22 protein-coding genes are annotated in these 26,029 nt (G+C 36.6%); 12 read left to right on the top strand and 10 right to left on the bottom strand.

Going from position 1 to position 26,029, the window contains the following annotated elements; all coding sequences use genetic code 11:
- Nucleotides 1–33 precede the first annotated feature (33 nt).
- Together PZ898_RS14605 and PZ898_RS14600 are read left to right on the top strand one after the other, a co-directional pair.
- A complete protein-coding gene (locus tag PZ898_RS14605; protein WP_120232278.1) occupies nucleotides 34–1,449 on the top strand; it encodes a PLP-dependent aminotransferase family protein in 1,416 nt (471 codons plus the stop codon).
- Nucleotides 1,450–1,463: 14 nt separating this feature from the next.
- The gene (locus PZ898_RS14600; protein ID WP_216443630.1) at nucleotides 1,464–1,946 is read left to right on the top strand and encodes a GNAT family N-acetyltransferase; all 483 of its coding nucleotides are present in this window, start codon (nucleotides 1,464–1,466) and stop codon (nucleotides 1,944–1,946) included.
- A 74-nt stretch (nucleotides 1,947–2,020) separates the two neighbouring features.
- On the opposite strand, the gene PZ898_RS14595 is transcribed toward PZ898_RS14600, so the two are convergent.
- The 6 genes from PZ898_RS14595 to PZ898_RS14570 all read right to left on the bottom strand — a co-directional run bounded on the left by PZ898_RS14595 (nucleotide 2,021) and on the right by PZ898_RS14570 (nucleotide 11,333).
- Complete coding sequence (locus PZ898_RS14595) at nucleotides 2,021–3,874, bottom strand: alkaline phosphatase family protein (RefSeq protein WP_277693622.1); 1,854 nt, start codon at nucleotides 3,872–3,874, stop codon at nucleotides 2,021–2,023.
- Between the two features lie 406 nt (nucleotides 3,875–4,280).
- Complete coding sequence (locus PZ898_RS14590) at nucleotides 4,281–4,949, bottom strand: HAD-IA family hydrolase (RefSeq protein ID WP_062673735.1); 669 nt, start codon at nucleotides 4,947–4,949, stop codon at nucleotides 4,281–4,283.
- Between the two features lie 7 nt (nucleotides 4,950–4,956).
- Entirely contained in the window at nucleotides 4,957–6,111 is a 1,155-nt protein-coding gene (locus PZ898_RS14585; RefSeq protein ID WP_277693621.1) for a TIGR03364 family FAD-dependent oxidoreductase, read from the bottom strand.
- A gap of 11 nt (nucleotides 6,112–6,122) precedes the next feature.
- On the bottom strand, nucleotides 6,123–7,421 hold the full coding sequence (locus tag PZ898_RS14580; protein WP_277693620.1) for a DUF5690 family protein: 1,299 nt from the start codon (nucleotides 7,419–7,421) through the stop codon (nucleotides 6,123–6,125).
- A gap of 9 nt (nucleotides 7,422–7,430) precedes the next feature.
- Complete coding sequence (locus tag PZ898_RS14575) at nucleotides 7,431–10,256, bottom strand: TonB-dependent receptor (protein ID WP_277693619.1); 2,826 nt, start codon at nucleotides 10,254–10,256, stop codon at nucleotides 7,431–7,433.
- A 507-nt stretch (nucleotides 10,257–10,763) separates the two neighbouring features.
- On the bottom strand, nucleotides 10,764–11,333 hold the full coding sequence (locus tag PZ898_RS14570) for an XRE family transcriptional regulator (RefSeq protein ID WP_120232272.1): 570 nt from the start codon (nucleotides 11,331–11,333) through the stop codon (nucleotides 10,764–10,766).
- 178 nt (nucleotides 11,334–11,511) lie between these two features.
- On the opposite strand from PZ898_RS14570, the gene PZ898_RS14565 reads away from it, so the two are divergent.
- The 10 genes from PZ898_RS14565 to PZ898_RS14520 all read left to right on the top strand — a co-directional run bounded on the left by PZ898_RS14565 (nucleotide 11,512) and on the right by PZ898_RS14520 (nucleotide 20,918).
- Nucleotides 11,512–12,219, top strand: coding sequence for a response regulator transcription factor (locus tag PZ898_RS14565; RefSeq protein WP_062673733.1), 708 nt, complete (start codon nucleotides 11,512–11,514; stop codon nucleotides 12,217–12,219).
- 3 nt (nucleotides 12,220–12,222) lie between these two features.
- Nucleotides 12,223–13,635, top strand: a complete 1,413-nt coding sequence (locus PZ898_RS14560; protein ID WP_062672666.1) for a HAMP domain-containing sensor histidine kinase — start codon at nucleotides 12,223–12,225, stop codon at nucleotides 13,633–13,635.
- Between the two features lie 233 nt (nucleotides 13,636–13,868).
- Nucleotides 13,869–14,363 carry a hypothetical protein gene (locus PZ898_RS14555; RefSeq protein ID WP_277693618.1) on the top strand — a complete coding sequence of 165 codons (495 nt, stop codon included), beginning with the start codon at nucleotides 13,869–13,871 and terminating at the stop codon, nucleotides 14,361–14,363.
- A gap of 30 nt (nucleotides 14,364–14,393) precedes the next feature.
- A complete protein-coding gene (locus PZ898_RS14550; RefSeq protein WP_062672662.1) occupies nucleotides 14,394–15,221 on the top strand; it encodes a YoaK family protein in 828 nt (275 codons plus the stop codon).
- 316 nt (nucleotides 15,222–15,537) lie between these two features.
- On the top strand, nucleotides 15,538–17,334 hold the full coding sequence (gene mutL, locus PZ898_RS14545; RefSeq protein WP_277693617.1) for a DNA mismatch repair endonuclease MutL: 1,797 nt from the start codon (nucleotides 15,538–15,540) through the stop codon (nucleotides 17,332–17,334).
- 5 nt (nucleotides 17,335–17,339) lie between these two features.
- Nucleotides 17,340–18,068 (top strand): rhomboid family intramembrane serine protease, encoded by a 729-nt coding sequence (locus tag PZ898_RS14540; RefSeq protein ID WP_120232268.1) that lies wholly within the window; start codon nucleotides 17,340–17,342, stop codon nucleotides 18,066–18,068.
- A gap of 9 nt (nucleotides 18,069–18,077) precedes the next feature.
- The gene (locus PZ898_RS14535) at nucleotides 18,078–19,067 is read left to right on the top strand and encodes an endonuclease/exonuclease/phosphatase family protein (RefSeq protein WP_277693616.1); all 990 of its coding nucleotides are present in this window, start codon (nucleotides 18,078–18,080) and stop codon (nucleotides 19,065–19,067) included.
- Between the two features lie 73 nt (nucleotides 19,068–19,140).
- Nucleotides 19,141–20,112 carry an endonuclease/exonuclease/phosphatase family protein gene (locus tag PZ898_RS14530; protein ID WP_062672656.1) on the top strand — a complete coding sequence of 324 codons (972 nt, stop codon included), beginning with the start codon at nucleotides 19,141–19,143 and terminating at the stop codon, nucleotides 20,110–20,112.
- A 4-nt stretch (nucleotides 20,113–20,116) separates the two neighbouring features.
- A complete protein-coding gene (locus tag PZ898_RS14525; protein ID WP_062672654.1) occupies nucleotides 20,117–20,479 on the top strand; it encodes a hypothetical protein in 363 nt (120 codons plus the stop codon).
- A gap of 28 nt (nucleotides 20,480–20,507) precedes the next feature.
- Nucleotides 20,508–20,918 (top strand): hypothetical protein, encoded by a 411-nt coding sequence (locus PZ898_RS14520; protein WP_120232267.1) that lies wholly within the window; start codon nucleotides 20,508–20,510, stop codon nucleotides 20,916–20,918.
- 71 nt (nucleotides 20,919–20,989) lie between these two features.
- Here the strand turns inward: PZ898_RS14520 and PZ898_RS14515 are convergent, their stop codons facing one another.
- From PZ898_RS14515 to ftsZ, 4 genes are all read right to left on the bottom strand, one after another.
- Nucleotides 20,990–22,504: a GH3 auxin-responsive promoter family protein gene (locus PZ898_RS14515; RefSeq protein ID WP_062672651.1), complete on the bottom strand. Its 1,515-nt coding sequence runs from the start codon at nucleotides 22,502–22,504 to the stop codon at nucleotides 20,990–20,992.
- Nucleotides 22,505–22,609: 105 nt separating this feature from the next.
- Nucleotides 22,610–23,020, bottom strand: a complete 411-nt coding sequence (locus tag PZ898_RS14510; RefSeq protein WP_027372869.1) for a BrxA/BrxB family bacilliredoxin — start codon at nucleotides 23,018–23,020, stop codon at nucleotides 22,610–22,612.
- 452 nt (nucleotides 23,021–23,472) lie between these two features.
- Entirely contained in the window at nucleotides 23,473–23,919 is a 447-nt protein-coding gene (locus tag PZ898_RS14505; protein WP_062672649.1) for a GatB/YqeY domain-containing protein, read from the bottom strand.
- A 91-nt stretch (nucleotides 23,920–24,010) separates the two neighbouring features.
- On the bottom strand, nucleotides 24,011–25,924 hold the full coding sequence (gene ftsZ / locus PZ898_RS14500) for a cell division protein FtsZ (RefSeq protein ID WP_062672647.1): 1,914 nt from the start codon (nucleotides 25,922–25,924) through the stop codon (nucleotides 24,011–24,013).
- Nucleotides 25,925–26,029 lie beyond the last annotated feature (105 nt).

Below are 26,029 nucleotides of genomic sequence, written 5' to 3'. Positions count from 1 at the left end.
TAAAATTGTACATTTACTTAAAACCCGGATTCTATGTCTAAAGATGTTCTGTACCTTAAAATAGCCAATTCTGTCACAGAGCAGATTAAAAGTGAAACTCTGCAGTTTGGGGACAGGCTTCCTTCATTGCGAAGTGCCCAGAAATTATATAATGTAAGTCTGAATACCATAAAACAGGCGTATATGGAACTCGAAAGCCGTTCGCTGGTAGAATCACGTCCGAAATATGGATATTATGTAAGCCAGACTTCCCAGCGAAAACTGGCGCTGCCTTCTGTGACACAGATGAAGGTTTCTGAAGGTAAAAATACCCCTCAGGATTTGATTGACAAGGTGTTCGGAAGTATCGGAGGAACAGATGTTACACAATTTGCTCTTGGAATTCCGGGGAAAAGTCTTCTTCCGGTAGCCAAGATGAAAAAATGCATGATTGATGTGATGAAAAGGAAAAGTGACAGCGGAACCAACTACGAACCCGTGCAGGGAAGCGAAGTGCTGCGCCGGGAAATTGCCAAATGGTCAATGGTTATGGAAGGGAAAATCACAGAAGATGATCTGGTCATCACTTCCGGAGCGATGAATGCCGTTTATAATTGTTTAATGGCCGTGACGCAACCGGGAGATTCGGTGGCAGTGGAAAGCCCTGTGTATTTTGGAATTCTTCAGGCCATTCAATTATTGGGATTGAAAGCAGTAGAAATTCCTACGCATCCTATTACAGGAGTGGATCTGGATGCTCTAAAGAAAGTGCTTCCAAAGCTGTCTGCATGTTGTTTTGTGGTAAATTATAACAATCCACTAGGATTTCAGATGCCGGATGAAAACAAAAGAGAATTGGTTAAAATGCTTACCGAACACAATGTTCCTTTGGTAGAAGATGATGTCTACGGAAACATCTATTTCGGAGCAGGAAGACCAAAGCCTTGTAAGTTTTATGATGAAGCAGGAATTGTGATGTGGGTAGGCTCGGTTTCCAAAACATTGGCTCCGGGATTTAGAGTAGGATGGGTAGCACCTGGAAAATTTAAAGAGAAAATTATTCGCCAAAAACTGGTTCAGACGGTGAGCGGACCTTCTTTGTTTTCAGATGTGATTGCAGATTTTCTTGCCCACGGACGCTATGATCATCATCTTAGAATGTTTAGAAAAAAATTATACGCCAACTACCTTCAGATCCAGAAATCGGTGATTGAATATTTTCCGGATAATACCAAAATCTCAGAACCCAAAGGCGGTTTTATGCTCTGGCTGGAACTGGATAAGAGAATATGCACAGAAGATCTTTATGATTTGGCGGTCAGCCAGAAAGTAAACTTTGCCCCAGGAAGGATGTTTTCGCAATATAATCAGTATCAGAACTGTATGCGCCTGAATTATGCATTAGAATGGACAGACAGAGTGGAAAGTGATCTGGAAAAGCTGGGAAAAATGATAAAAAACAGAATTTAATAAACCTTATAGTGATGAATGATATCAAGAATGAAGTAAAAATTATAACGTATGAACCTCAGTATAAAGAAGCCTTCAAAGCTTTAAATGAAGAATGGATCAAAACATTTTTTGTAATGGAAGCGGGAGATTATAAACTGCTGGATCATCCGGAAGAAGAGATTTTAAATAAAGGAGGACATATAGCCTTTGCTTTGCTGGATGGAGAAGTTGTAGGAACCTGCGCATTGGTAAAAACGGAAGATCATCCTCTTACTTTTGAGCTGTCAAAGATGGCAGTAAGTCCTAAAGCTCAGGGAAAAAAAATAGGCTATCTGCTGGGAAATGCTCTAGTGGAAAAAGCAAAAGAATTAAAGGCAGAAAAAGTTTTTCTAGTTACCAACTCTATCCTTGTTCCGGCTATTAAGTTGTACGAAAAGCTGGGCTTTATCCATATCCCTATAGGTCATGCCGAGTACGACCGTGCAGATGTCAGAATGGAGTTGATCTTTGCATAAACAAAAAAATATTAGAACTCGGATAGGAATATCCTTGTTCTAATATCAAATTTAAATCTAATTGCTTTACTGTTTTATTTCTTGATGAATGTCTTGGTCAGTGCTTTTTTGCTTCCGTTGATTTTAATGAAATACACCCCAGCCGGAAGATTTCCGATATTGATTTTTTCATCGTAAAAACCTCTTGAAGACTTTAAATGGGTTGTTAAAACATTTGATCCTTTACTGTCTATTATTTCTGCTTTAATTTCCTTATCCTCACATTGATATTGGATTCCAATGAATGTTGAAACAGGATTCGGATAAATTTTAAAATCCTCAGCGATTACCCTGCTCTCTTTTGCTGCCAATATTTCTTTGGAACATGCCGGAATTCTATTCACTCCATCTATTCCCCATGAAGACTGTACCGGAATACAAAGCCAGTTCAATACCGTAGGGAAATGATCCGTTTCTCTTGTCGTTGAGGTGTAATCATACACTTTAAAATTGTTAACAGTATTGGCATTATAAGTAGGAGAACCTGTCACAGTCATATGATTGGCGTTTGGACCAGAGTCTGTCAATGTAGTTCCTGAAGTTCCATTACACTTCCAGTTGGCTAATAATTGAGAATAATAAGGATGTGAAGTTGTAATATCCTGGTTCGCCCAATTCACGATAACATCATTGGGAAGAGCCGATTTCCAGATTCTTACATCTTTATAAGAAGCCGCCAGATTAATTCCGTAAGCATTGGTTCCATCCTGATTTAAACTCAAAGGAAGCCCGGAATCAATATTTCCGATGGTATTCATTTTAGCAAAAGTTACCGGAACACCATCTTCGTACAATGTTACAAGACCATCTCTGTCAAAGCTTGCCGCAATATGTTTCCACTTATTTGTTTCCACTTTTCCGCCTACCAGGTCAATTCTGTTCGTTCCATCTCCAATATTCATTTTGAAAGTCTGTCCTGAATATCCTGAGAACACAAATCCTTTATTTTTCCCATTAGCCCAGTTTTTATTACTGATCATCACCGGATCACTGGAGTAAGCTGCATTAGACTTTACCCAAAACTCGATGGTGAAATCCTGGTTAGCTCCAAAATTAAAAGGAGTCTGGCTTGCTGGCTTTGCATAAGTTCCTGCCGGGAAATTCAACTGATTGAATGTTTTATTGGATTCCAGAACAGTTTTGGTGATCTGCTGAGGAATAAATCCAGCATTGGAATACACCGTGAAAATATTTCTTTCGGTAAGATTTCCACCTCCATGAGAGCTTTCGATCGCTCCATGATCTGTGGTTAATACAACCAGCCAGTCTTCATTATTATAAGAAGGTCTGTTTTTCATTGCAGTCACAATTTCTCCAATATAAGAGTCTGTAGTCTTAATAGAATTGACATATTGAGAAACAGTGGATGAGAATCCATAAGAATGTCCGGCATGGTCTACATCATCAAAATCTACAAAGAGAATATCCGGATTATCATTCTGTAAAGCTGTAACAGCTGCATTTTTCACTGCAAGATCCGTTGCGAGATTACTTTTTACATCAGCGGCTTGAATGATTTTGTCGTTAATAGGTGACCAATGAGCCAGAGAAATGGTTCTTAGTGCGGGATTATAAGTCTCTGCTCTGGTTAAAAAATCAGGGTAGTTGACATAGTTCGGGCTGGTAAAGTTATTGTCCTGAACATTGTGTTTGGTGTGCCATACGCCTGTAAGCATGGTGCTCCATCCGTTTCCGCTCCAGGTAGTAGCAGCGCAAAGCCCGTCAATAGAATAAATAGACTGACTAATGAGGTTTTGGATGTTGGGAGTTGGGGTAGACATCATGACATCTGCACGGCATCCGTCAATACCGATAAAAAGAACTTTTTTGGTCTGAGCTCCAAGGAAACAGCTCATTACAACAGCCATTGACAATAGTTTTGTTTTCATGGGGAAAAAGGGTTTTTAGAATTGTGAAAGTTTACAAATAGTAATTTATTTTTAACTATTGTAAAATTAGTTTACTATTTGTAAAAATTTATGAACGGAAAGTTAATTAATTGATAATTAAAAAGATCACCGAAAAAAGCTTAGATATTAACCACAAAAGCCACAAAAGAAAAATGACTCTGTTTATTTTAAGTTACATACTTTGTGAATAGAAGATCAAAAAAGGTTTCTGAATATGTCGGTTATAACAATTACCTAATGATCCGTACTACATTCCCCTCCTCCGGAGGGCTGTCGAAAATTCAAAGAATTTTTGACGGGGCGGTAAAAACACAAACATTTCCAATAGAAAAACCATGGAAACATTTGTGTCAAGAAGTATTTAAAAATAATCTGAAAAAATGGATTAAAGGATTCCCTCAGCTTCAGAAATCGTATTCAGAATATAATCAGGAGCTGCCTTTTCAAGCTCTGATTTACTCTGAGCTCCGGAAAGTACCGCTACTGTTAATCCACAGCCTGCATTTTTGCCCTCTTCAATATCAATCACAGAATCACCTGCCTTTAAAACTTTATGAGCTTCAGTAATATTGAATTTCTTCATTGCAAGATGAATCATTTCAGGACTTGGACGGCTTTCTGAAACATCATCAGCAGTAATCAAAGCATCAAAATGAATACTTTCTTTCCAGTTGAGTTTATCTAAAAGCTGGTGGGCGATTTCTGAGGTATACCCTGTATTTAAAACAATTTTTTTGTTTTGAGACCTCATATTCAATAAGAAATCTTGCGTTCCGTTGATGGGTTTTACATCCAGATTTTGATAAGATTCTTTCAGCTGGTCAGAAAAATTCTCAAAAATAGCAGGAGCATCTTCTTCGTTCCCATTGATTTCTTTTAAAAGACTTGTGATCGCTTCCAGTTTTTCCATTCCGGCACAGCTGGATAATACTTTTTCCAGGCTTACTGCGTAGCCGTAATCATTTACAGCATTGGTAAGTGTTTTGTAGACTACGTTATCTTCATCAATTGTTGTTCCGGCCATATCCAGAACGAGTAATTCTATATTTTTCATTTGAATTTTATGCGTAAATTTTTTCAATATTAAATTTGGAAAAGCCACCGCTTCCCGTCATTCCTTTTCCTCCGATCCCTGTTACAATATGAATATTGGCAGATGGGCTGTGCTCAAAAATATCTTTTGTTTTGCACTGGGAATAGATTCCGAACCATCTCCTCTGAATTTCATACGTAGGAAGATCAATAATTTTCTTAGCCTCATGAATCATGAATTCATCAATCTCCATATTAAGGTCATACCCCAAATCATCGGCATTTTTGGCATCTGCATATTCGTGAGAATCTCCTATGATTACAGAACCGTCAAGAGCCTGTTTGAATAAAATATGAACTCCATACTTCTTTTCAAATGAATTGGGATCTTCTAAAGCCTTGATCTTCTGAAAAGAAGGACATTCGCTGAAAGATTCATACCTTCTTACAGAAAGTCCAGTAAGGATATTTCCCTGAAGTGAATAGATTCCTTGTGGTTTGGTCTGAAGCATCTGCAGCTTACTCACTTCCAGATCACTGTCATTGAATACTTTAGTATATAAAGTTTTAAACTCGTGTCCACCGCAGATTATGATTTTGGAAGCGTTAAATTCCGTTCCATCAGCCGTTACCGCTGTACATTTCTGATCATCTTCATGGGTTTCCAGTACAGATGTATTGTAGAAGATCTGTAAGCCCATTTTTTCCTGAAGCAGCTTGTGAAGCTTTACAATCATATCTGCAGAATCTACGGAAAGTTCCTGTGGGAAAAACAGACCTCCTTTGCAATAGTCTGAACGAAGACCATCAAACTTCTTGATGCAGTCGTTTTTAGATAATAAAACAGATTCATAATCATTATTTCTGTTGATTTCATATAGCTCTTCAATCAATTGAAGCTCTTCATCATTGGAAGCAATATAGATGGAGCCATTTTGCCTGATGGTAAGGTCTGCCTGATTATGAAGTTCATTGTATATGGCAAGACTTTCCCTTCCGAAATTCTGCCATTTAAGATCCATTCCGGAAGGTACTACCTGTCCGAAATTTCTTACCGTGGCACCCTGAGGAACAGAATTCCTTTCCAGTAAAGCTACCTTAAGGTTTTTCTTCAGTGCATGATAAGCATGGAATGTTCCTAAAATTCCACCTCCTACAACGAGTAAATCAAATTTTGTTGTCATTGTACTATAGTTTATAAAATTTTCGACGTATCGAAATTTATGAATTGATTAGATTTAGAGTTGGGTTTTGACTTTTTTCTGAAAGCCAGAAAAGCAATCACGGAAAGAACGAAAACCGCTATGGTAATGATATAATTTAAGTGGATATAAAAATGCAACCAGGAAGTCTTGGCCGAGCCAAAGTTTTTATACAAAAGAATCAGAACACTTCCCAGATAACCAAAAGAATCTACAATATAGATCAGAAAACCAACATTTCCCTTAATTTCAAAAGCGGCAATCATCCGGTCAAAATAAATTCCATTGAAAGGAATATAGCAAATGTACATTCCGAAGCCTGAAACCGTCATCCATAAAAAAGGTGACAGAGAACCATGCTGAAACAGATACGTAGAAAGCCCTACCGTAAGAATTCCCATAAAAAGAATGTAATGATAATAGGCAAATGCCTTTTTATTGTTCTTTACTTTTACCATAAAGCTTAAAATTACCAGAACCATTACGGCGATAGGAATTTCCGTTAAAGTGAAAATAGAACTGTCAAAAGTAAAGTTCAGTCCGTCCCAGATTTCACGATTAAAATTATCTCTGAAATCCCTTAAAACGGTTAAACTGATATATAAAAATATGATGCACACAATTGGAACAAAAAACTGTTGGATCAGGGCTTTTCTTTCTTTACCATTCAACGGTTGTCTCTTATTTTTAAGCAAAATATCTTCTTCTGAAGGTTTGGGAATTCTTTCAAGCAATAATCCGAAAAGAATCAGAGGAATAATGAAAATAAGTCCTGCTGAAAAAGGCATCCAGAATTCTGAAATGGAAAAAGTATCCATCAGAAATTTTCCTACAGATTTTGTAAAACCAGAAGAAACCACAAAGCTTGAACATAAAAATAATCCTATGATTTCGGTGGTTTTTCGTCCTTCAATATAAGAGAAAACAATTCCCCAGATCATTCCCAGCGGAATACCATTAATAAACATGAAGAGAATATTGTAAGGAGCAGGAACGGCTGCAAATCCTAATAAGGAAAGCTCAGCAATAGCAATGAAAGTAAAGAGATAAGCGATTCGTTTCTCAGGTTTCAGTTCCGAAATAAATTTGATCCCGATGAATTTCGAGATAAAATATCCAATAGCTTGGGCAATGATAATCAGAATTTTATAATCTACTCCGAAATAGGAAAGCCCTTCGAAGGAAGCTACGGTAAAAGGTTTCCTGAAACCGTACATGCAGAAGTAAACACCGAAAGCAGCAAATGCGGCCTTCAGTGTTACCAGTGTTTTTTTATTGATGGTTCTGGCCATGGTAATGGTTTAGAAGTTCAGTTTTATTCCAAGATTGAAACGTACTCCATAATATTCCACCTGTTCAGGACGGTCTTCGCTTTTTCCGAAGTGGTAAATCAGTGGTTTGTTCAGAATATTATTCACATCCGCATACAAAGTCAGGTATTTGGTAAATTGATAAGAACCTCCGAAATCCAGATTGCTGTATTTACCATAATAAGAATCATTGATATCCTCCTCAGCGTATTCTACAGCATACTTTCCTTTGTAGTTATAAGCCAGTCTTGCATTGAATCCTTTTTTCTCAAAGAAAAGCTGCGCATTGTACAATTCTTTTGCCTGGTAGGGAAGTGCTACCGTTCTTCCGCCTGGCTTTTCCATTTCGGAAGTCATGAAGGTGGCATTCAATTGTACTCCAAAGTATTGTAAAAACCCTGGAAGGAAGTCAAATCTTTTATTAATTCCCAACTCAACTCCTCCTAACCATGCTGCTTTCCCATTATTAGGAGCTGTGAATTGTACGCCATTGATTCCGTTGTAATTTCCGATAAAAGAGTCCTGGAAAATAGGATCAGTAATCGATTTATAGAAAACACCGCCACTCAGAATCCCTACGTTGGAAAAATAATATTCTCCCATCAGGTCAAAATTCAAAGAATAGGTAGGATTAAGATTTGGGTTTCCCCCTTTGAACTCGTTATCTGCTTCAATATAAGTTCCGCCCGGAGTAAGATCTCCGAAATTAGGTCTTGAGAAAGTTCTTGTCGCAGCAAAACGAAGATTGGTTTTATCGTTTAACGTATATTTTAAATGAATCATTGGGAGAACAGCCAGATAGTTTTTAGTATTTTCTACCGGTGTCAGTACGTCATCATTCACGCTGTATCCTCTTACTTTAGTATTGGTATTGGATAACCTGATTCCTCCTAAAATGATGATTTTATCATTCAGTTTATAGGTTGCCATTCCGTAAGCATCTGCATGTTTTTCAAACACATCAAAGTTTCTTCCTAATGCTTTATTATATTGCAATGCTTCGGAATCAGCAGTATTGATTTTTAAATTTCCCTGGTTGTCATACCAAAACTGGTTCATTCCTGTGGTTGAAAGTACCGGACCAAAAGTATTGCCGATATGGGCATTCATTTCACTTAAATATTTCGGTCCGTTGGGCTGTGTTGTGAGATATTGTGAATAATCTGATAGAAGAGGGGCTGTTCCACTGCTCCAGTTGTAGAAAATATCGGAGAATTTTGCATTACGTTCTTTATCTCTGTATTTAAAACCATATTTTAAAGTCAGTTTATCAGAAGCATTGATCTCATGGTTGAAAGCCGCTACGATTTTATCCTTTTCCTCCACAAAGACTTTATAAAATTCAAGATCTGTAAATCTCATCTGAGAAGCATCCATTTTAAAGTTCGGGTCACTGTAGAAACCAAATAAAGCATCCGGATTTTTATAATCTAATTTTCCACCGTCAGCTTTCCAATATGCTCTCGGACCATTTCCATGATTTGAAATATAATCAGGATTGATGCCTACTCCAGATTGAGTATACTTGATGACGTAGTAAGAATTGTTCTGTTTATCAGGAATATTGCCGTACTTAAATTTGTTGTCATAATAAGAGAGATCCCAGTCGATTTTTCCTTTATTTAAGTTATGAACTGCTCCCAAAGAAACAGAAGTAAGTTCTGTTATCAGTAAATTGTGGATATTCTGGAGCTCTACTCTTGCTGTATTATTAACACTGCTGAATTTATCAAAACGGATTCTGTGTTTATAGTGGGTTTCATCATCTGATAAAGTACCATACATTCCTTTTAAATAGAAGGTTGTTTTTGGAGATAATACATATTCAAAAGCAGTATTGATCCCTGTTGTTTTTCTGACTCCGTTATAATCACGAAGTTCCAGTCTGAAAACTCCTTCATCGCCACTTCTTCTAGCCTCAAAATTATCTGTAGACCAGTTTCTTATGAAATGCGCAAAGTTGAATAAATACCCGAACTTTTTATTCTTCGTTCTTCCCCCATACAAAAATCCAAGATTGTAAACTCCTTTATCAGACTTTGCATTATAACCGCTTCCCACAGTAGCTTTGAACTCTGTTTTCATCGGTGGAGTTTTGGTGATAAAATTGACACCGCCGCCTATCCCGTCAGCTTCCATATCTGGGGTAAAAGACTTGTTTACATGTACATAGGAGATCAGTTCTGTAGGAAAGAAATCAAATGCCGTTGCTCTGGAAGTCGTTTCTTCCTCTGCGGTGGGAAGTCTGTTTCCATTAATGGTTGTGGATGCCCAGAATGGCGGAAGTCCTCTCAGGGAAACAAATCTTCCTTCTCCCTGGTCTCTTTCAATAGAAACTCCCTGCACACGCTGTACGGTTTCTGCTGCATTTCTGTCCGGTAGCTTTCCGATTCCGTCAGAAGCAATGACATTGGTGATATTAATGGCATTTTTCTGAAGGTTTAAAGCTCTGGCTTCCGTATTTTTTAACGTTCCGGTAACGACAATTTCGTCAATATTTTTTCTCGGTTGGGATAGTTTGATAATTCCTAAGTCAACCGTTTGTTCCGGTTTAAGATCTACATTGATATCTGAAGATTCATAACCGATGTAGCTGATTTGTAAAGTATATTGACCTTCTTTAATATCGTTGATGGTAAATTTCCCTTCAATATCAGTCGTTATATTTTTAGATAAGCCTTTTATTTTGACTGTGGCCCCGGGGAGAGGCTGACTGTCGTCAAGCACAGTTCCTATAATTAACTGCTTCTGCGCTGTAACAAAGACTATGAAACAGACAAAAACAAGGGTGAATAATTTCTCTAAATTTGTTTTCATTTTTACATATATTAAATTTTTTATGCAAATCACGCTAATAATTTTAATATATATAAATATTTTGTATTAAGTATTGTTTAACAAATAAGCCCGGTTTGTTACGCTTTTTTTACTTTAAAACCAATAGGAGTTAACCTTTGAAAATTCAGGAAAACAAGCTTTGAAGTGAATGTTTCAAAGTTTTTAGTAAATATTTACCAAAAATAATAAGAATTGAAATCAGTTGAAAATGGGCCTTTTTTAATTCATATTTCGTTCATCTTGGAAGAAAACAGGAAAATGAAAGTTGCATATTTGTAAACTTTTGTGTTGCCTGAAAATCAGAAATTAAAGGATAATGATTAAAGTAGATGATATTTTAGACACTAAGTTTTATGATTGAAACAGTATGTTTTTAAGGAATCAAAGGCTGCTACTTTTCGCTGATGAAGCATTACATACACTTGGACTGAATCTATTCTTGACCTGTCATTCAGAATAACAAAAGCAAAATAACAAAAGAAATAGTTAAGCCGTATAAAAATAAAGAACAAGCATCACACAGCTTTCATCACTGATGCTTACCGGAACATGAGGAAATTTTCCGTTGAAATACAAAGAATCACCCTCTTTTAAGATGACTTCTTCATTATCAATTACGTATTTTACTTCTCCTTTCAGGATATATTTGAATTCCCACGCATCCGTAATTACTTTTTCCCTTTTAGAATTGGGCTCAAGAGTTAGTAAAACAGCTTCAAAACCTAAAGAATGAAGACTCTTGCTGAAGATATGCATATACTTAAATCCTTCAGCTTCTACTTCTTTTTCAATGACTTGCTGGCTTTCTTTCGGAACATAAATGAATTTGGCGTTGGATTTTTTCTCAACCCCTTCAAAAAAATAACTGGCATCAATCTCCAGCGACTGAATCAGATCCAATAACACAGGTAGTGAAGGAATCGTTCTTCCGTTTTCAATTCTGGAAACAAGTCCGTTGCTTACATTCGCTTTGAAGGCCAGCTCATTAATGGTTAAATTATTCTTTTTTCTAATATCCTTTAATCTCTTGCCGATACCTATTAAAAAGTCATTCATACTGTGTGTAATTTAACCTGAATTATATTCAAACAAAGGTAATATTATTCCATAGAGTTTGGATACAGGAGGGAATCAATTCATTGAAAATTATTATTTGTTGCTTGCTTCCCCGGATTCTTTCACTTTTTCTCCCCAAGAAAATTTCCCTATTTTTGTAAAACTCCTTATTTCATCTATGAAAAAAATTATTCTTATCGAAGACGAAACCAGTGTGGTGTCCTTTATTAAAAAGGGACTTCAGGAAAACGGATATGAAATTTCTGTAGCTTTTGATGGGCGTACAGGAGTGCAGCTGGTGCAGGCTAATGATTTCGATCTGGTAATTTTAGACATTATGCTTCCGGAAATGAATGGTCTGGACGTGTGTAAAGAAATAAGAAAAACCAATCAGAGTGTTCCGATTTTATTTCTGACTGCTTTGGGAACTTCTGAAAACATCGTTCTCGGATTGGAAAGTGGTGGAGATGATTATCTGGTGAAGCCTTTTAAATTCATTGAACTGGTAGCCCGTGTAAAGTCTTTACTAAGGAGAAGTAACAACAACGGTCCACAGGAAATTGCCGAACCGGAGCCTGATAATGAACATGTATTCCAGTTTTCGGATCTGATGGTAAATGATTATACCAAGAAAGTAACCCGCGCCGGAGAAGAGATTTCTCTTACTTCCACAGAATATAAACTGCTGCTGTACTTCCTGAATAATCCTGAAAAAGTAATTTCAAGAGCGGAAATTCTGGATGCCGTCTGGGGCGTTAATTACGAGCTGGGAACCAATGTAGTAGATGTTTATGTAAATTATTTAAGAAAGAAACTGGATAGCCAGGACGATAATAAGTTGATTCATACCGTGATAGGGATGGGGTATGTGTTAAAAAAGACATAATGAATGTTTAACAGAGTCATTACAAATCAAACCAAAACGATGGTACTCTTGATGTTGGTTTTTACCGCCATCATTTTGCTGTTCAGTGGTTTGGTGTACTTTTCAATTGTTAATTTTTCACACCAGAGATTTTATGAACTGCTCAAGATCAGGACAGCAACGATTGTTCAGATCGAAAAAAGCAAAGATCATCTCGACCTTCCGGAAAATTATGTTCTCAACAGCCTGAATGATGAGGAACTTCCAATGGAAAAAGACTATGTTTTTGCCGTTCCTACAGATTCCAATTTCAAAAAAATATCTCAGGAAATTCATATTCCTTCATACTTCTTTAAAAATATTATCAAGGAAGGAGAGTCCAATTATAATGATGAAGAATTCTATTATATAGGACAGAGCTTCAAATATGATGATAAAGATTATATTGCTATTGCTTCTGCTAAAAACCATTATGTTGTTTATTATCTGGGTTTTTTAAAACGAACACTGCTTACCTGCATTGTACTGTCTCTGTTCTTTAGTATGATTTTCTCTTTTTATTTATCTAAAACTTTATTCAGACCGATCTTAAAAATCACTGGAAAAGTAAAGGAGATCAGTTCTGAAAACCTTCACTTAAGACTGGAGTCTCAGCCTGATAATAAAGAACTTAACGAACTGGTGGATACTTTCAACGATATGCTCAACCGCATTGAAACTTCTTTCGAAACCCAGAATCACCTGATTGGAAATGTTTCCCACGAATTGAGAACTCCGCTTACCTCTATTATGGGAGAAGCCGATGTTGCCCTTTCTATCAGCAGAACAGCGGATGAATATAAAGAAACCCTGGGAATTATTCTGGATGAAGCCGAAAAGCTGGATAAAAAGATCAAAGCCTTATTAATGATTGCCCAAACCGGATTCGATGGGAAAATCCAGAAAATGGATAAGGTAAGAATTGATCAGTTGCTTTGGGACGTTATAGAAACGCTCAGAAGAATTGATTCCCGGAATAATATCTATCTGGATATCAGTATGCTTCCCGATAACCCGAAGAAACTGAAAGTACAAGGGAATGAGCAGTTATTGCATCTTGCAGTAGCCAATATCATCAGTAATGGCTGTAAATATTCTAATTTCCAACAGGTTAAAGTCTCTCTGGGAGCAACCAATTCGGATGTGTACATCATTGTAAAAGACAACGGTATTGGAATTCCTGAAGTGGAAATGAACAAAATCTACGACCCGTTCTTCAGGGCTTCTAATACCAATAATTATGAAGGCTACGGAATCGGACTTCCATTAGCGAGAAACATCGTAAGAATGCATCATGGTGAACTGATTGTAAGCTCGCACGAGAATCAGGGAACAACCGTACAGATGAAGTTCCCGAATTTCTATAGCATGCAGAAAGGCGAAGAGATAAACAAATAAGAATCTCTATTCTAGCATTTTTTACTTATTTTTCATTTGTTTTGTTTTGAAAAACAAATGTTTATATCTTTTTTTGATCCTGATTCTTTCCTATATTAAGGGCTCTTAACAATTTTCTAATCTCATTTTAATCTCTTTAATCACATTTTAATTCCATTCCAAAGATCTTCTAATATGGTCGTTCTAGTTTTGTATCATCAAAAAAGATAAACACAATACAAAATAATAAGAACATGACTAAAACAATTTTAATTGCAACAGATTACTCTCTTGAGTCATTGAATATATTGAAAAAAGTACTTAAAGAGAAAGATGCCGCTGAAGATCAAAACCAATATAACATTCTTCTGACTTCCGGGTATGATTCCGGAGATTCTATCAGAGATCTTTTGTTCAGTACCAAAACATCTGTTTTCAATAAAATAAGACCTACAGAATTCTGCGATGCCTTTGGAATTATCAGTAATAAATATCCTCACCTGGTTAATAAAATCATCTGTGATGTGTTTACAGGAAGTTTCCAAAGAACATTCAATCAATATGTAAAGGCGGAAAATATTGAGGAAGCTTACTATGCTCCATCTATTAAAAGCAAAGGAAAAGGCAAATTTGATCTGATTCCTTATATCAAAAAATGCAAAGAGCTGAAGTCTCATGAAATTACCATCGAAGTAAGAGAAAAGCTTCCGGAAAGAGGAAGACTGGCAGAGATCTTTGTAGAGGTCTAAAGATTAAACACAATTTAAAAACGATTAAAAATGTTAAGAAATTATAGTAACAGCAGGACACTGGGAGACAATATCAGATTGGGGACGCTGACTGCCTTCACAGCAGGTACTATAAACATTGCTTCCCTATTAATATTTCTTTCTTTTACATCGAACGTAACGGGACACTACGCAATTTTAGCAGCGGAAATCAGTAAAGGAAACTGGACGCAGGTAGGAGTTGTAGGAGGATGGATCTTTTTGTTCTTCTTCGGAAGCTTTCTGTCCAACTTCATTGTCATCAATTTTAATAAGAAAAGTAAATATTTTGCCCATTCCATGCCCATTGTGCTGGAAATCATATGTCTCCTTTTTGTAGGTGTATACGGGCAGTTTTATTATCAGAAAACATTAGAAGAGACAGAATATCTAGTAGCATTGATGCTTTTCGCGACAGGATTGCAAAACGGTTTAACGGCAAGTATCTCCAATTTCTCTGTAAAAACAACCCACCTTACGGGAACAACTACCGACCTGGGAATTCTGGTATCCATGTTTACCCAGAAAAAATACAGGAGAAACGGAGAACTGATTGGCAGAGCAAAACTTCTGATGAGTATTATGCTTGCCTATGTAATGGGAGCTGTATTTTCAGGGTTGACATACTATTATCTGGAATTCAGAGTCTTCTATGTCATCAGTATATGTCTTCTGATTGTCATCGGGTACGATGCTTATAAAATTCATATCCGTCACTTCAACACGAAGTACAGATACAACAGGATTTACAGAAAGCCCAATATTTTTGCTTATCTGTATGAGAAAATCCACGGTATTCCTAAAAGAGAGAAGAAAAGAAAGCTTGTCTTTGAGGATTAAAATAGAAAAACACACTATTAATTTTTTGTATAAACTAGCTGTAAATGCCCTTATTTTGTTATGAAATAGGGGTGTTTTTCTGAAAAATCAACTTCTGGATCGGTATTTCTATTGTTTTTAATCATATTTTCATGACTGTTAAAATAAAAGTTTCCGGATGAGACGCATCAACTTGCTAACGCCCTTCATTACAAACATTAAAAAAATCGGTTGGGGATAAATAGGTAAAAATGTTGATAATTAAATATTAAATCACGATTTTAGTATTTTAATTCCCGTTTCCATTGACTATTTTTGTAAGTTGATTTACGTTTTTATGTCAGATATTATTCAGCTTTTACCGGATCATGTAGCCAACCAAATTGCAGCAGGAGAGGTGGTGCAGCGGCCTGCATCCATCGTGAAAGAACTTTTGGAAAATGCTATTGATGCCGATGCAACGAAGATTGAATTGATCATCAGAGATGCCGGGAAAAACCTTATCCAGGTGGTAGATGACGGAAAAGGAATGTCCGAAACAGATGCCCGCATGGCATTTGAAAGACATGCTACCTCCAAAATCAAAGGAACAGAAGATATCTTTAAGATTGCTACAAAAGGATTCCGTGGTGAAGCACTGGCTTCTATAGCAGCGGTCTCACAGGTGGAGCTCAGAACGAAACAGAAGGATACTTCGATTGGAACCAATATCTATATCGAAGGAGGAGTTTTCCAGTTTCAGGACCCGGTTCAGACAGCAGACGGATCAAATTTTTTAGTAAAAAATCTTTTCTATAACGTTCCTGCAAGAAGGAAGTTTTTGAAAAATAATAATATTGAATTCAGACACGTAATTGATGAATTTCAACGTGTTGCACTCGCTCATGAGAACCTTGAGTTTTCACTGTTCCATGATGACGAAGCTGTGTTCAGGTTGAGAAAAGGAAGCCAGATGCAGCGTATTGTGGATGTTTTCGGAAGAAAGCTTCAGCCGCTTTTAATTCCTATTAAAGAGGATATTATCTGGTGTAAACTGCATGGCTTTGTTGCCAAGCCTGAAGGTGCCAAGAAAGCAAGAGGCGAACAGTTTCTTTTTGTGAATGGGAGGTATTTCAGAAGTCCGTACTTCAATAAAGCCGTACAGGAAGCATTTGAAGGGCTTCTTCAACCTGGATATGTACCTTCGTTTTTCCTTTTCCTGGAACTTGATCCTGAGAAAATAGATGTCAATATTCACCCACAGAAAACAGAAGTGAAATTTGAGGACGAGCATCTTATTTTTGCTTTGCTTCGTTCAACTATAAAAAGATCTTTAGGAATTTATAATGTTTCTCCAAGCCTAGATTTTGATAGAGATCCCCAACTGGATGAGATGATGAATAAGCCGATTCCCAGCAAAGGAAATGGAGGCGGGTCCAGCGGCGGGGTTTTTAAAATGCCTGAAATTATTGTAGATAAAGACTATAATCCGTTTCTGGAAGAAAAAAACGTAGTACATCCGGAGGAAATCCAGAATCTTACGGAAATGTATCATCAGAATATTACAGCAGAACCTTCAAAAATTAACCTGTTTGAAGATGAGGATTTTGATGAAGATCTGATGAGACTTCCTAATGGATACTGGCTTTTCAACAAAGGAGATGTCACCTTAATGCTGGATTTGGGAAGAATGCACAGACTATTGGTTTCTGAAGGAAATAAATCTACCAGAAAATCCAATACAAACAGTCATGCTCTTCTTTTCTCTCTGGAGTATCATATGAATGAAATTGAAAAGACAAAGTACAATTCAATCAAAAAATATCTTCCGGAATTAGGGTTTGACATGAAAATTGCTCATGAAAGTGTACTTCGAATAGATTCACTTCCTGAAGGATTGAAAGAAACCCAGGCCATGAAGTTCCTGGAAAACCTTTTTGAGATCCTCGACTACAAGACAGAAGAAGAATTTTTGCAGTATTACCATAACCAATGGAATAAAATGCAGTCGAAGTCAAGATTTGACTTTATTTATAAAAAAGATGCGGAACAACTGATTAAAGACTTTACAGCATTAGGCTTCCCGGAATTTTTACCGGACGGTAAAAGATGCTTTTATGAAGTTCCGTTTAACGACTTTAAAAACAAATTTTAAAGAATATGTTTAACAATATACCGCCCATCACAAGAAATATTATTATCATCAATGTTATAGTATTTATTGCTACTTACTTTATGGGAAACCAGATGATTGGTTACCTCGCAGGTTTTTATCCATTCTCACCTTTTTTCCATTCGTGGCAGGTTATTACCCATATGTTCATGCATGGAAGTATCATGCATATTTTATTTAATATGATGACCCTTTTCAGCTTTGGACCAATTCTGGAGCAGACATTAGGGGATAAAAAATATTTGATTCTATACTTTGCAAGTGGCCTGGGAGCATTCTTCCTTTTTAACCTATGGAATTTTGTCGAAGTGCAGCAGCTTTCCCACGAACTGGATCAGCTGGGGTTCAATGTAAATGCTTATTTATCCGGAGCAAGTGTTGAATTTACAGGAAATACAGGTTCCATTCTTAAACAAAAAGAATTACTGGAAAGCTTTAAGGCTATTGTTGCAACACCAATGGTGGGTGCTTCCGGAGCAATTTTCGGAGTAGTAGCTGCTTTTGCTACATTGTATCCGGATGCAAAAATCGGAATTATGTTTATCCCTGTTCCTATGAAAGTAAAATACCTCTTACCCATCATTGTTGTGGTTTCCATATACCTTGGGGTTTCTGGAAATGGAGGAGGTATTGCCCACCTTGCCCACGTTGGTGGTGCTTTGGTTGGATGGCTGCTGGCAAGAATTTGGAAAAAACATTTGTACCGTTTCAATTAAAATAATTTTGTGAAGATTTTCCGACTTATCGTATTCATTGTCCATCTGGGAATTTTATTTCTGCTGTTGGGTACTTTATTGAATGCTTATGTACCTCCAAAGATTTTTCCATGGTTTAATCTGCTTTCCTTAGGTTTTCCTGTGCTTATTATAGTATATGTGATTCTAACAGTTTTCTGGGTATTCAGCTGGAAAAAAAGGGCATTTGTGTTTATGTTTGCAGGGTTAGCATTCATAAATCCTGTAAAACGTTGGGTTAACTATTCTGATAGGAAAGGAGGTTCCGAAATAAAAGTGGTTTCTTTCAATACCAATGCTGGGGGAAGAGGAAGTGATGCTATTGGGCCTTATCTGAACTCTCTGGATGCAGATGTTCTTCTTTTGCAGGAGGATGCAGGGATCGTATATAATTTTGATGGATACCAAAAAGCTAATCCACCTTTTGGAACAACTGTTCTGACCAAACATAAAATTATCAGTCAAAAGGTTATAGAACCACAAGATAAAAGCATTAAGGTTCCCGGTTTACAGGTTGATATAGAAATTCATGGAAGGATATATCGGTTTATTGATGTTTACCTTCATCCTTTCCGCTTCGAAAAAGATATGGTGAAGCTTAACACAAATACAGATACTAACGAAAAAAAAATAAAAGATGTTGTTAAAAGGCTGATTCCCACCTTTAAAAAACATCAGGATCAGGTCACACTTATTCGTGAAGCTATTGACAATTCTCCTTATCCTGTAATTCTAGCGGGTGATTTTAATTCTGTACCCAATTCTTACGAATATTATCATTTATCAGACGGGCTTGAAGATGCATTTGTGGAAGCAGGAAGAGGAAGTGCAACCAGTTTTCACGATTATAAATTCCCCATTAGAATAGATTATATTTTCTCTTCCAAAACTGTAAAGGCAATATCTTATAAAGTTGACCGTTCTGTAAGTATTTCAGATCATTATCCTGTCACAGTTAAGTTTTCTACGGAAGGCAAATAATCATAAAAATAGTTAAAGTTATCTGCTTGGTAGGATTTTTGTTGAAAGAAAACCGTACCAAGACCGTTTTTTCATGAAGTCGAACCAGATATTACTATTTATACATATCGTTATTGCTGTATTGCTGTTATGCACATTGGGGAATGCATGGATTCCACCTAATATTTTAGGCAACCTGAATCTTCTGTCTCTTGGTTTTCCTTATCTGATCCTGTCACACCTGCTTCTTACACTGATCTGGATCGTAAAAAAAGAAAAAATTGCGATTGCTTTTGCACTGGGTACACTTATTTTCTACAATCCGATCAGACGATGGGTGAACTTTTCTCCCAAAACAGAAAATTTAAAAACAATACGGGATATTAAAGTATTGACTTTTAATGTGAAATACGGAGAGTATGGCTGGGATAAAGTAAAAGATTATATCAAAGCACAGGATGCAGACATTATTCTGGTACAGGAAAAAGATACAAACCGTGTTATAAAACGTGATCTTATAAAATATCCGTCAGTTATTCTTAAAACTAAGCATAAAATTGTAAGACAAGCGGAACTTATTGATGAAAAGGCTCGCGGAAATTCATTCTATGCTGATATAGACATTAATGGGAAAGTAATCAGAATTATTAATGTGTATCTTGAACCCTTCAGGCTTCATAAATCGATGTTTACGAAACTTGATAAATTAGGTTTGGGAAATGTTTCAACATTGCTTTCTCATATGACACCGACCTTTCAGGCACATGAAGATCAGGTAAAAAGAATTAGAAAAATGATAGATTTATCTCCTTATCCTGTTATCCTGGCAGGAGATTTTAATTCTGTTCCTAATTCATACGAGTATTATAATCTTGGAAAAGATCTCCAGGATGCATTCTTGGTAGCAGGAAAGGGTAGTGCAAGCAGTTTTCATGATTATAAAGTCCCGTTAAGGATTGATTATATCTTCACTTCAAAATCAATCATTCCTTTAAGCTATAAAGTAGATCAATCTGTGAAATTATCGGATCACTATCCTGTAATTGCAGAATTTCTGTTAAATTAGTTCTATGAAAAATTTACTGGCTGCGATTTTTGTTTTTACCATTCTTTTTACTGCGTGTTCCAAGAAAGAATCTCCGGGTTTTGGGGCTGAACAGGAGGTGAGAGTACGTTATGATACAACTGCTGTTGACTCCTTTTCTACAGGAGCTGTTTCAGTGGATATTGCACGAAAAATAAGAATGTCCTCTCCTCAGTATCTTGATTCTGTAAAACAGGCTAGAAAGCTGCAGGAGGAAGAAAATAAGCTTAAAGCAGAGCTTGAAAAGGAAACCAAAGCGAAACAGGAAGAGGAAAAGAAAAAAGCAGAAGCTGAAAAGAAACTGAAGGCAACAGAAAAACCGGTAACACCGGAAATCAAATCAGAATAAATCTAAATTCCATTAAAAAATAAACAATATGAAAAAACAAATTTTAGCTGCAGTGGTGATCTCAATATTCACTGTAGCATGTACAAAATCAACAACAAAAACAGAACAGGTAGAAAATCCTGACGGGTCTACTACCACAACCACAACTACTACTACCGAAACACCGAACGTTGTGGATACTGCAAAAATCAACAACGCGAAAGAAGACGTTAAGGCTAAAGTAGATGAAGCAGGCAATAAGATTGATGCCGCTGCTCAGAAGGCGAAAGATAAGATTGATGCCACTGCAGATAAGACAAAACAAGATCTTAACAAAGCAGGACAGGATATCAAAACTGAAGCTAACAAAGTAGGGCAGGATGCAAAAGAAGCTGCTAAAAAAGGAGCTTCAAAAGTAGAAGAAGCCGCGAAAAAAGTAAAAGAAGATTTAAGCAAATAAATAATAAAAGCCGTAGTTCAATAGAATTACGGCTTTTTTATATTCAATTGAGAGTTAGGAATCTTTCTCTCTTATTTATTCATTTCCAATAATGGATCAATATATTCTCTGTCATTGCTTAACCTTGGTACTTTATTTTGTCCACCTAGCTTTCCTTTAGCTTCCAGCCAGTGATAGAACAGATTTTCTTTTGCAATATGGACAATCGGTCTTTTAAGAGTCATATTGTTGTATCTTTTCGCTTCATAGTCTGAATTGATGGTCTTTAAATGTTTATCAAAAGCATCAATAAAATGATCCAGATTATCAGGATGCTGACTGAATTCAAAGATCCATTCGTGGGCACCACCTTCATTTCCTTTCATAAAAACCGGAGCTCCTGTAAAGTCTGTGATTTGTGCTCCTGTTAATTCGCAGGCCTTTGAAAGGGCAGATTCCACATTGGTGATCATCAGTTCTTCCCCAAAAGCATTGATATAATGTTTTGTTCTTCCTGTTATTTTTATTCTGAAAGGATTGATCGAGGTAAAGACAACGGTATCGCCAATCAGATATCTCCACAATCCTCCATTGGTGGTGATTACCATTGCGTAGTTTTTCCCTACTTCCACATCTTCCAGACTTACGACTTTCGGATTTGAAAAATGAAACTGATCCATAGGGATAAACTCATAAAATATTCCATAATCCAGCATCAGCAGCATCTCATCACTATCTGATCTGTCCTGGATACCGAAGAAGCCTTCGGAAGCATTGTAAATTTCGTAGTAATTGATGTTTTTTCCGATGATCTGTCTGAATTGTTCCCTGTAGGGCTTAAAGCTGATTCCACCGTGAAAAAACACCTCTAAATTAGGCCACAGCTCAGAAATACTTTCTACATGAGTTTCCTTTAATACCCTTTGAAGAAGAACCATCATCCAACTTGGTACTCCAAGAATACTTCCTACATCTTCATTTTTTACTTCGGAGGTGATTGCTTTAAGCTTACTTTCCCATTCTCCCATCAAAGAAACTTTCTTACTCGGAGTGGTGGTGATTTCTACCCAAAAAGGAAGGTTGTCAATGAGAATAGCAGACAGATCTCCGAATTTTGTATTGAAATCAGCGTACAGCTCAGAACTTCCGCCTAAACGTAAGTTTTTATAATTAAAAAGCTGGTTTTCAGGATGGTTGTTGGCGTAGATAGAAACCATATCTTTTCCGGCTTTCATATGACAGTATTCAAGGCTTTCTGCAGAGATCGGAATAAATTTGCTTTTAGCATTGGTGGTACCCGATGATTTGGCAAAATGTTTTATGAGACCTGGCCAGCTTACATCTTTATGGCCTTGTCTTGCTTTCTCAATAAAAGGTTCCATTTCTTCATAGCTAACAATAGGAACTTTGCTTTTAAAATCCTGATAACTTGATATTGAATTGAATCCGTATAGTTTACCATATTCCGTATCCTCCGCATGAAACAACTGAGAAAAGAGTATACCTTTCTGGGTTTCAATAGGATGGTCCATGAAATTCTGTATCTGGTCAATCCTTTGACGGATGAACCAGTTGACTACGGTATTGAAAAGTGCTTTGGTTGCCATTTCAACAAATATAATGATATTTGAATTTTCAGAAAATTTTTTACGTGATTAAATAAAAAAACCGTTACAAAATTTGTAACGGTTTGATATTTAGTTTATTGATTCTTAGCAATATTCATCGTAAGCTGCCTGAAGGTTAGCTGCGATAGCTCCTGCAGGGTTTCCTTCAATGTGGTGTCTTTCCAGCATGTGAACTAACTCACCATCTTTGAAAAGTGCTACACATGGAGAACTTGGAGGGAATGGAGCAAGGTGTTTTCTTGCTTCTACTACAGCCTCAGTATCAAATCCTGCAAATACAGTTGTTAGATGATCTGGTTTTTTGTCTCCCGTTAAAGAGTATACTACTCCCGGTCTTGCAGCACCTGCAGCACAACCACATACGGAGTTGATGACCAATAATGTGGTTCCGGATTGTTTTAACGCATCTTCTACCTGAGCAGGAGTTGTTAAATCCTGAAAACCTTTATCTGTAAGCTCTGCCTTCATAGGCATTACTAAATCTGTTGGATACATATATTTTGTTTTTTATCTGTACAAAGTTAAGCAATTCTTTGCGTTTGTTCAATATATAAAAACTATCAATTGATTAGTCATATAAAATTAACCAAGTATTAATATTGTAATAATATTCTAAAAAAAGTGAATTAACACTAGGAATAATAAAATATTATTATTAAATTTGAAATGATTCTGAAAAACAAACGACCGTGAAAAAAACATTTGAAGCTTTCCCTCAAGCAATCAATCACTTAAATACTCTCTGAAATATGGTAGTAGCTTAATTCTCTTTCAGTTTAGAATCAAACTGATTAACAAACTTTAATATCCAAAGAAAGTGAAGCCCGGAACTGAACAGTTCCGGGCTTCTAATCAAATCGATATGCAAAGGTTGTATATCCTATAGTTATGGAGTGAGAAGCGTTTTTAAACTTTGAAATGAAATTAAGTTTAAAAACATATCACCATTAAGAAAGGAGCTTTTTAGCCATCTCAGAAATACTTTTTCCGTCTGATTTTCCGGCTAATGCTTTTGATGCCACTCCCATTACCTTCCCTAAATCTTTAACAGATTCAGCTCCGGTTTCAGAAATAATATTTTTAATTTCTGTTTCTAATTCTTCAGCAGAAAGCTGTTTAGGTAAGAATTGCTCAATAACTTTCATTTGAGCATCTTCTACTTCTGCAAGATCATTTCTTCCCTGTGCAGTAAATTGATCGTAAGAATCCTTACGTTGTTTTACCATTCTCTGAAGAATAGCAATTTCCTGTTCTGCTGTTACTTCAGCTCCGATAGCTTCCGTTTTAAGCAGTAATATCTGAGATTTCACAGCACGCAGAGAATCCAAAGCCACTTTGTCTTTGGCTCTCATTGCTGTTTTTATAGCTTCGTTTATTGTATTTTCTAAACTCATGGTTTCAAATTTAACAATGTATCAATGTAACAGTTTACCAATAAATGTCTGGTAATTGTTACATTGGTACATTTCTACATTGTTATATTATTTAGTCTACATCTTTATTTAAAAATCTGTTTTCTCTGATCTGCATGGATCCATTGTTATCAGACAGATAAGTGTTGATGTTCTGGTCTGATGCATTGTTTCCGTCGATCGAAATATTTTTTCTTTTAAAAGCGGGAATAGATTCGAATTCACTTGTGCTGTCAAAATTCTGGTAGCGGGAGTTGAATTCTTTTAATTTATTTCTTCTTTCAATTACTCTGTCCTGATCAATCGTTTTATTCACGAAAGTGAATTCTGATTCTTCAGTTTTTGGAGTCTCAATTTCTGTTTTGTGTTCAAAAGTTGATCTTGTTTCAACCTTTGGCTCTTCCTGTTTTTGGTAGAACGTTTCAATCTTTTGAGCTGGTTCAGCTACCGCAGCATTGGTAGGAGTATTAAACTCTGCTTTTGGCTGCCCGAAATCCTTACTAGGCTCGTTTCTGATAGGCTCGTTTACAAAGAAGCTGAACTCAACAGGTTTTTCATTTGAAAATGAATTGTTGAAGGAAGTTCCGGATTGTGGTTCCTCTTTTTTGTTTTCAAAATCAAATGAAAAAGACTGGATCTCAAGATCGTTAGGATCATCATGTTCCTCATCAATAGCTAATAAGCTATATTCTTCTTCTCCTTCTTCTTCATTTCTCCAGTTTTGTTCCGGTGTATTTACTGTATCTTCTTCTTTATCAAAGAATTTGATTTCAGTTCTTGGCTGCTCTTCTTCAATAATCATTTTTTTTTCAGCAGAGGTCACATTGAACGGAGTGTCGTGATCTTCGTCATCCAGCCTGAAAAGGTTTTTTCCTCCAAAATCATGCGTTGTCTCAGGAGCTGATTCTCTTTCTTCTCTTGTTTTGAAAGGAGAATTTTTAGGTGCTTCAAAACTGTCGTTAAGACTGATTCTGATTTTCTCAGTAGGTCCTGCGAATTTCTTATTATCATTAGAGAATCCTGTTGCAATTACAAGAACACTTACTGCATCTCCTAATTCTTCATCTGCACCCACCCCGAAAATGATATCTGCAGTGTTTCCTGCTTCTTTCTGGATGTGGTCCATAATGATACCGATCTCATCCATGGTAACTTCTTCAGCCCCACTTCTGATCAATAACAATACGTTTTTAGCACCTGTGATCTTGTTATCATTTAATAACGGAGAATCAAGGGCTTTTCTTACAGCTTCTTCAGCTTTATTTTCACCTGAAGCTGTTCCAGTAGACATCAATGCAGTACCTGAATTCTGAAGTACAGATTTAGCATCTCTAAAGTCAATGTTTACATCAAAGTAACCTGTAATAACTTCAGCCATCCCTTTTGCAGCATTGGTTAACACTTCATCGGCTTTTGAGAATCCCTGCTTAAATCCAAGGTTTCCGAATTGCTGTCTTAGTTTATCATTGTTGATGACAATAAGCGAGTCAACATTGTTTCTTAATTTATCCAGACCGTTTTCTGCCTGCTCCAACCTTCTTTTCCCTTCAAAGCTGAAAGGAACGGTAACAATACCTACGGTAAGAATTCCCATGTCTTTCGCTACTTTAGCAATGACAGGAGCGGCTCCGGTTCCTGTACCACCACCCATTCCGGCAGTGATGAATACCATCTTGGTGTTTTGGCCCATAGCAGCCTTGATATCTTCAATACTTTCGATGGCTGATTTCTCACCAACTTCAGGATCGGCACCAGCTCCAAGACCTTCTGTGATAGAAGTTCCCAACTGAACTTTATTGGCTACCGGATTATTATCTAAAGTTTGAGCATCTGTATTACAAATCACGAAATCAACTCCGTGGATTCCTTTCTCGTACATGTGCTTCAGAGCGTTGTTTCCACCGCCCCCTACACCGATTACTTTTATAATGGATGAATTTCCTTTTGGCAAATCAAATGAAAATCCTTGTGTACCTATATTTTCCATAACTATACTTTTAATAATTGATAAGTGATAGATGATAATTGATGAATGATATTCGTCTTTAATTTAATAAATATTAATCTATTTCAGGTATCATTGATCATTAAT

The sequence above is a fragment of the Chryseobacterium sp. WX genome (assembly GCF_029542485.1).
Classification (GTDB): domain Bacteria; phylum Bacteroidota; class Bacteroidia; order Flavobacteriales; family Weeksellaceae; genus Chryseobacterium; species Chryseobacterium cucumeris.
Note: the sequence above shows the minus strand (reverse complement) of the source record. Positions and strands in the feature narration are given on the sequence as shown.

Coding starts and splice junctions, on each gene's coding strand:
- PZ898_RS14605 (WP_120232278.1), top strand. CDS start 34: ATGTCTAAAGATGTTCTGTACCTTAAAATAGCCAATTCTGTCACAGAG.
- PZ898_RS14600 (WP_216443630.1), top strand. CDS start 1,464: ATGAATGATATCAAGAATGAAGTAAAAATTATAACGTATGAACCTCAG.
- PZ898_RS14595 (WP_277693622.1), bottom strand. CDS start 3,874: ATGAAAACAAAACTATTGTCAATGGCTGTTGTAATGAGCTGTTTCCTT.
- PZ898_RS14590 (WP_062673735.1), bottom strand. CDS start 4,949: ATGAAAAATATAGAATTACTCGTTCTGGATATGGCCGGAACAACAATT.
- PZ898_RS14585 (WP_277693621.1), bottom strand. CDS start 6,111: ATGACAACAAAATTTGATTTACTCGTTGTAGGAGGTGGAATTTTAGGA.
- PZ898_RS14580 (WP_277693620.1), bottom strand. CDS start 7,421: ATGGCCAGAACCATCAATAAAAAAACACTGGTAACACTGAAGGCCGCA.
- PZ898_RS14575 (WP_277693619.1), bottom strand. CDS start 10,256: ATGAAAACAAATTTAGAGAAATTATTCACCCTTGTTTTTGTCTGTTTC.
- PZ898_RS14570 (WP_120232272.1), bottom strand. CDS start 11,333: ATGAATGACTTTTTAATAGGTATCGGCAAGAGATTAAAGGATATTAGA.
- PZ898_RS14565 (WP_062673733.1), top strand. CDS start 11,512: ATGAAAAAAATTATTCTTATCGAAGACGAAACCAGTGTGGTGTCCTTT.
- PZ898_RS14560 (WP_062672666.1), top strand. CDS start 12,223: ATGTTTAACAGAGTCATTACAAATCAAACCAAAACGATGGTACTCTTG.
- PZ898_RS14555 (WP_277693618.1), top strand. CDS start 13,869: ATGACTAAAACAATTTTAATTGCAACAGATTACTCTCTTGAGTCATTG.
- PZ898_RS14550 (WP_062672662.1), top strand. CDS start 14,394: ATGTTAAGAAATTATAGTAACAGCAGGACACTGGGAGACAATATCAGA.
- mutL (WP_277693617.1), top strand. CDS start 15,538: ATGTCAGATATTATTCAGCTTTTACCGGATCATGTAGCCAACCAAATT.
- PZ898_RS14540 (WP_120232268.1), top strand. CDS start 17,340: ATGTTTAACAATATACCGCCCATCACAAGAAATATTATTATCATCAAT.
- PZ898_RS14530 (WP_062672656.1), top strand. CDS start 19,141: ATGAAGTCGAACCAGATATTACTATTTATACATATCGTTATTGCTGTA.
- PZ898_RS14525 (WP_062672654.1), top strand. CDS start 20,117: ATGAAAAATTTACTGGCTGCGATTTTTGTTTTTACCATTCTTTTTACT.
- PZ898_RS14520 (WP_120232267.1), top strand. CDS start 20,508: ATGAAAAAACAAATTTTAGCTGCAGTGGTGATCTCAATATTCACTGTA.
- PZ898_RS14515 (WP_062672651.1), bottom strand. CDS start 22,504: ATGGCAACCAAAGCACTTTTCAATACCGTAGTCAACTGGTTCATCCGT.
- PZ898_RS14510 (WP_027372869.1), bottom strand. CDS start 23,020: ATGTATCCAACAGATTTAGTAATGCCTATGAAGGCAGAGCTTACAGAT.
- PZ898_RS14505 (WP_062672649.1), bottom strand. CDS start 23,919: ATGAGTTTAGAAAATACAATAAACGAAGCTATAAAAACAGCAATGAGA.
- ftsZ (WP_062672647.1), bottom strand. CDS start 25,924: ATGGAAAATATAGGTACACAAGGATTTTCATTTGATTTGCCAAAAGGA.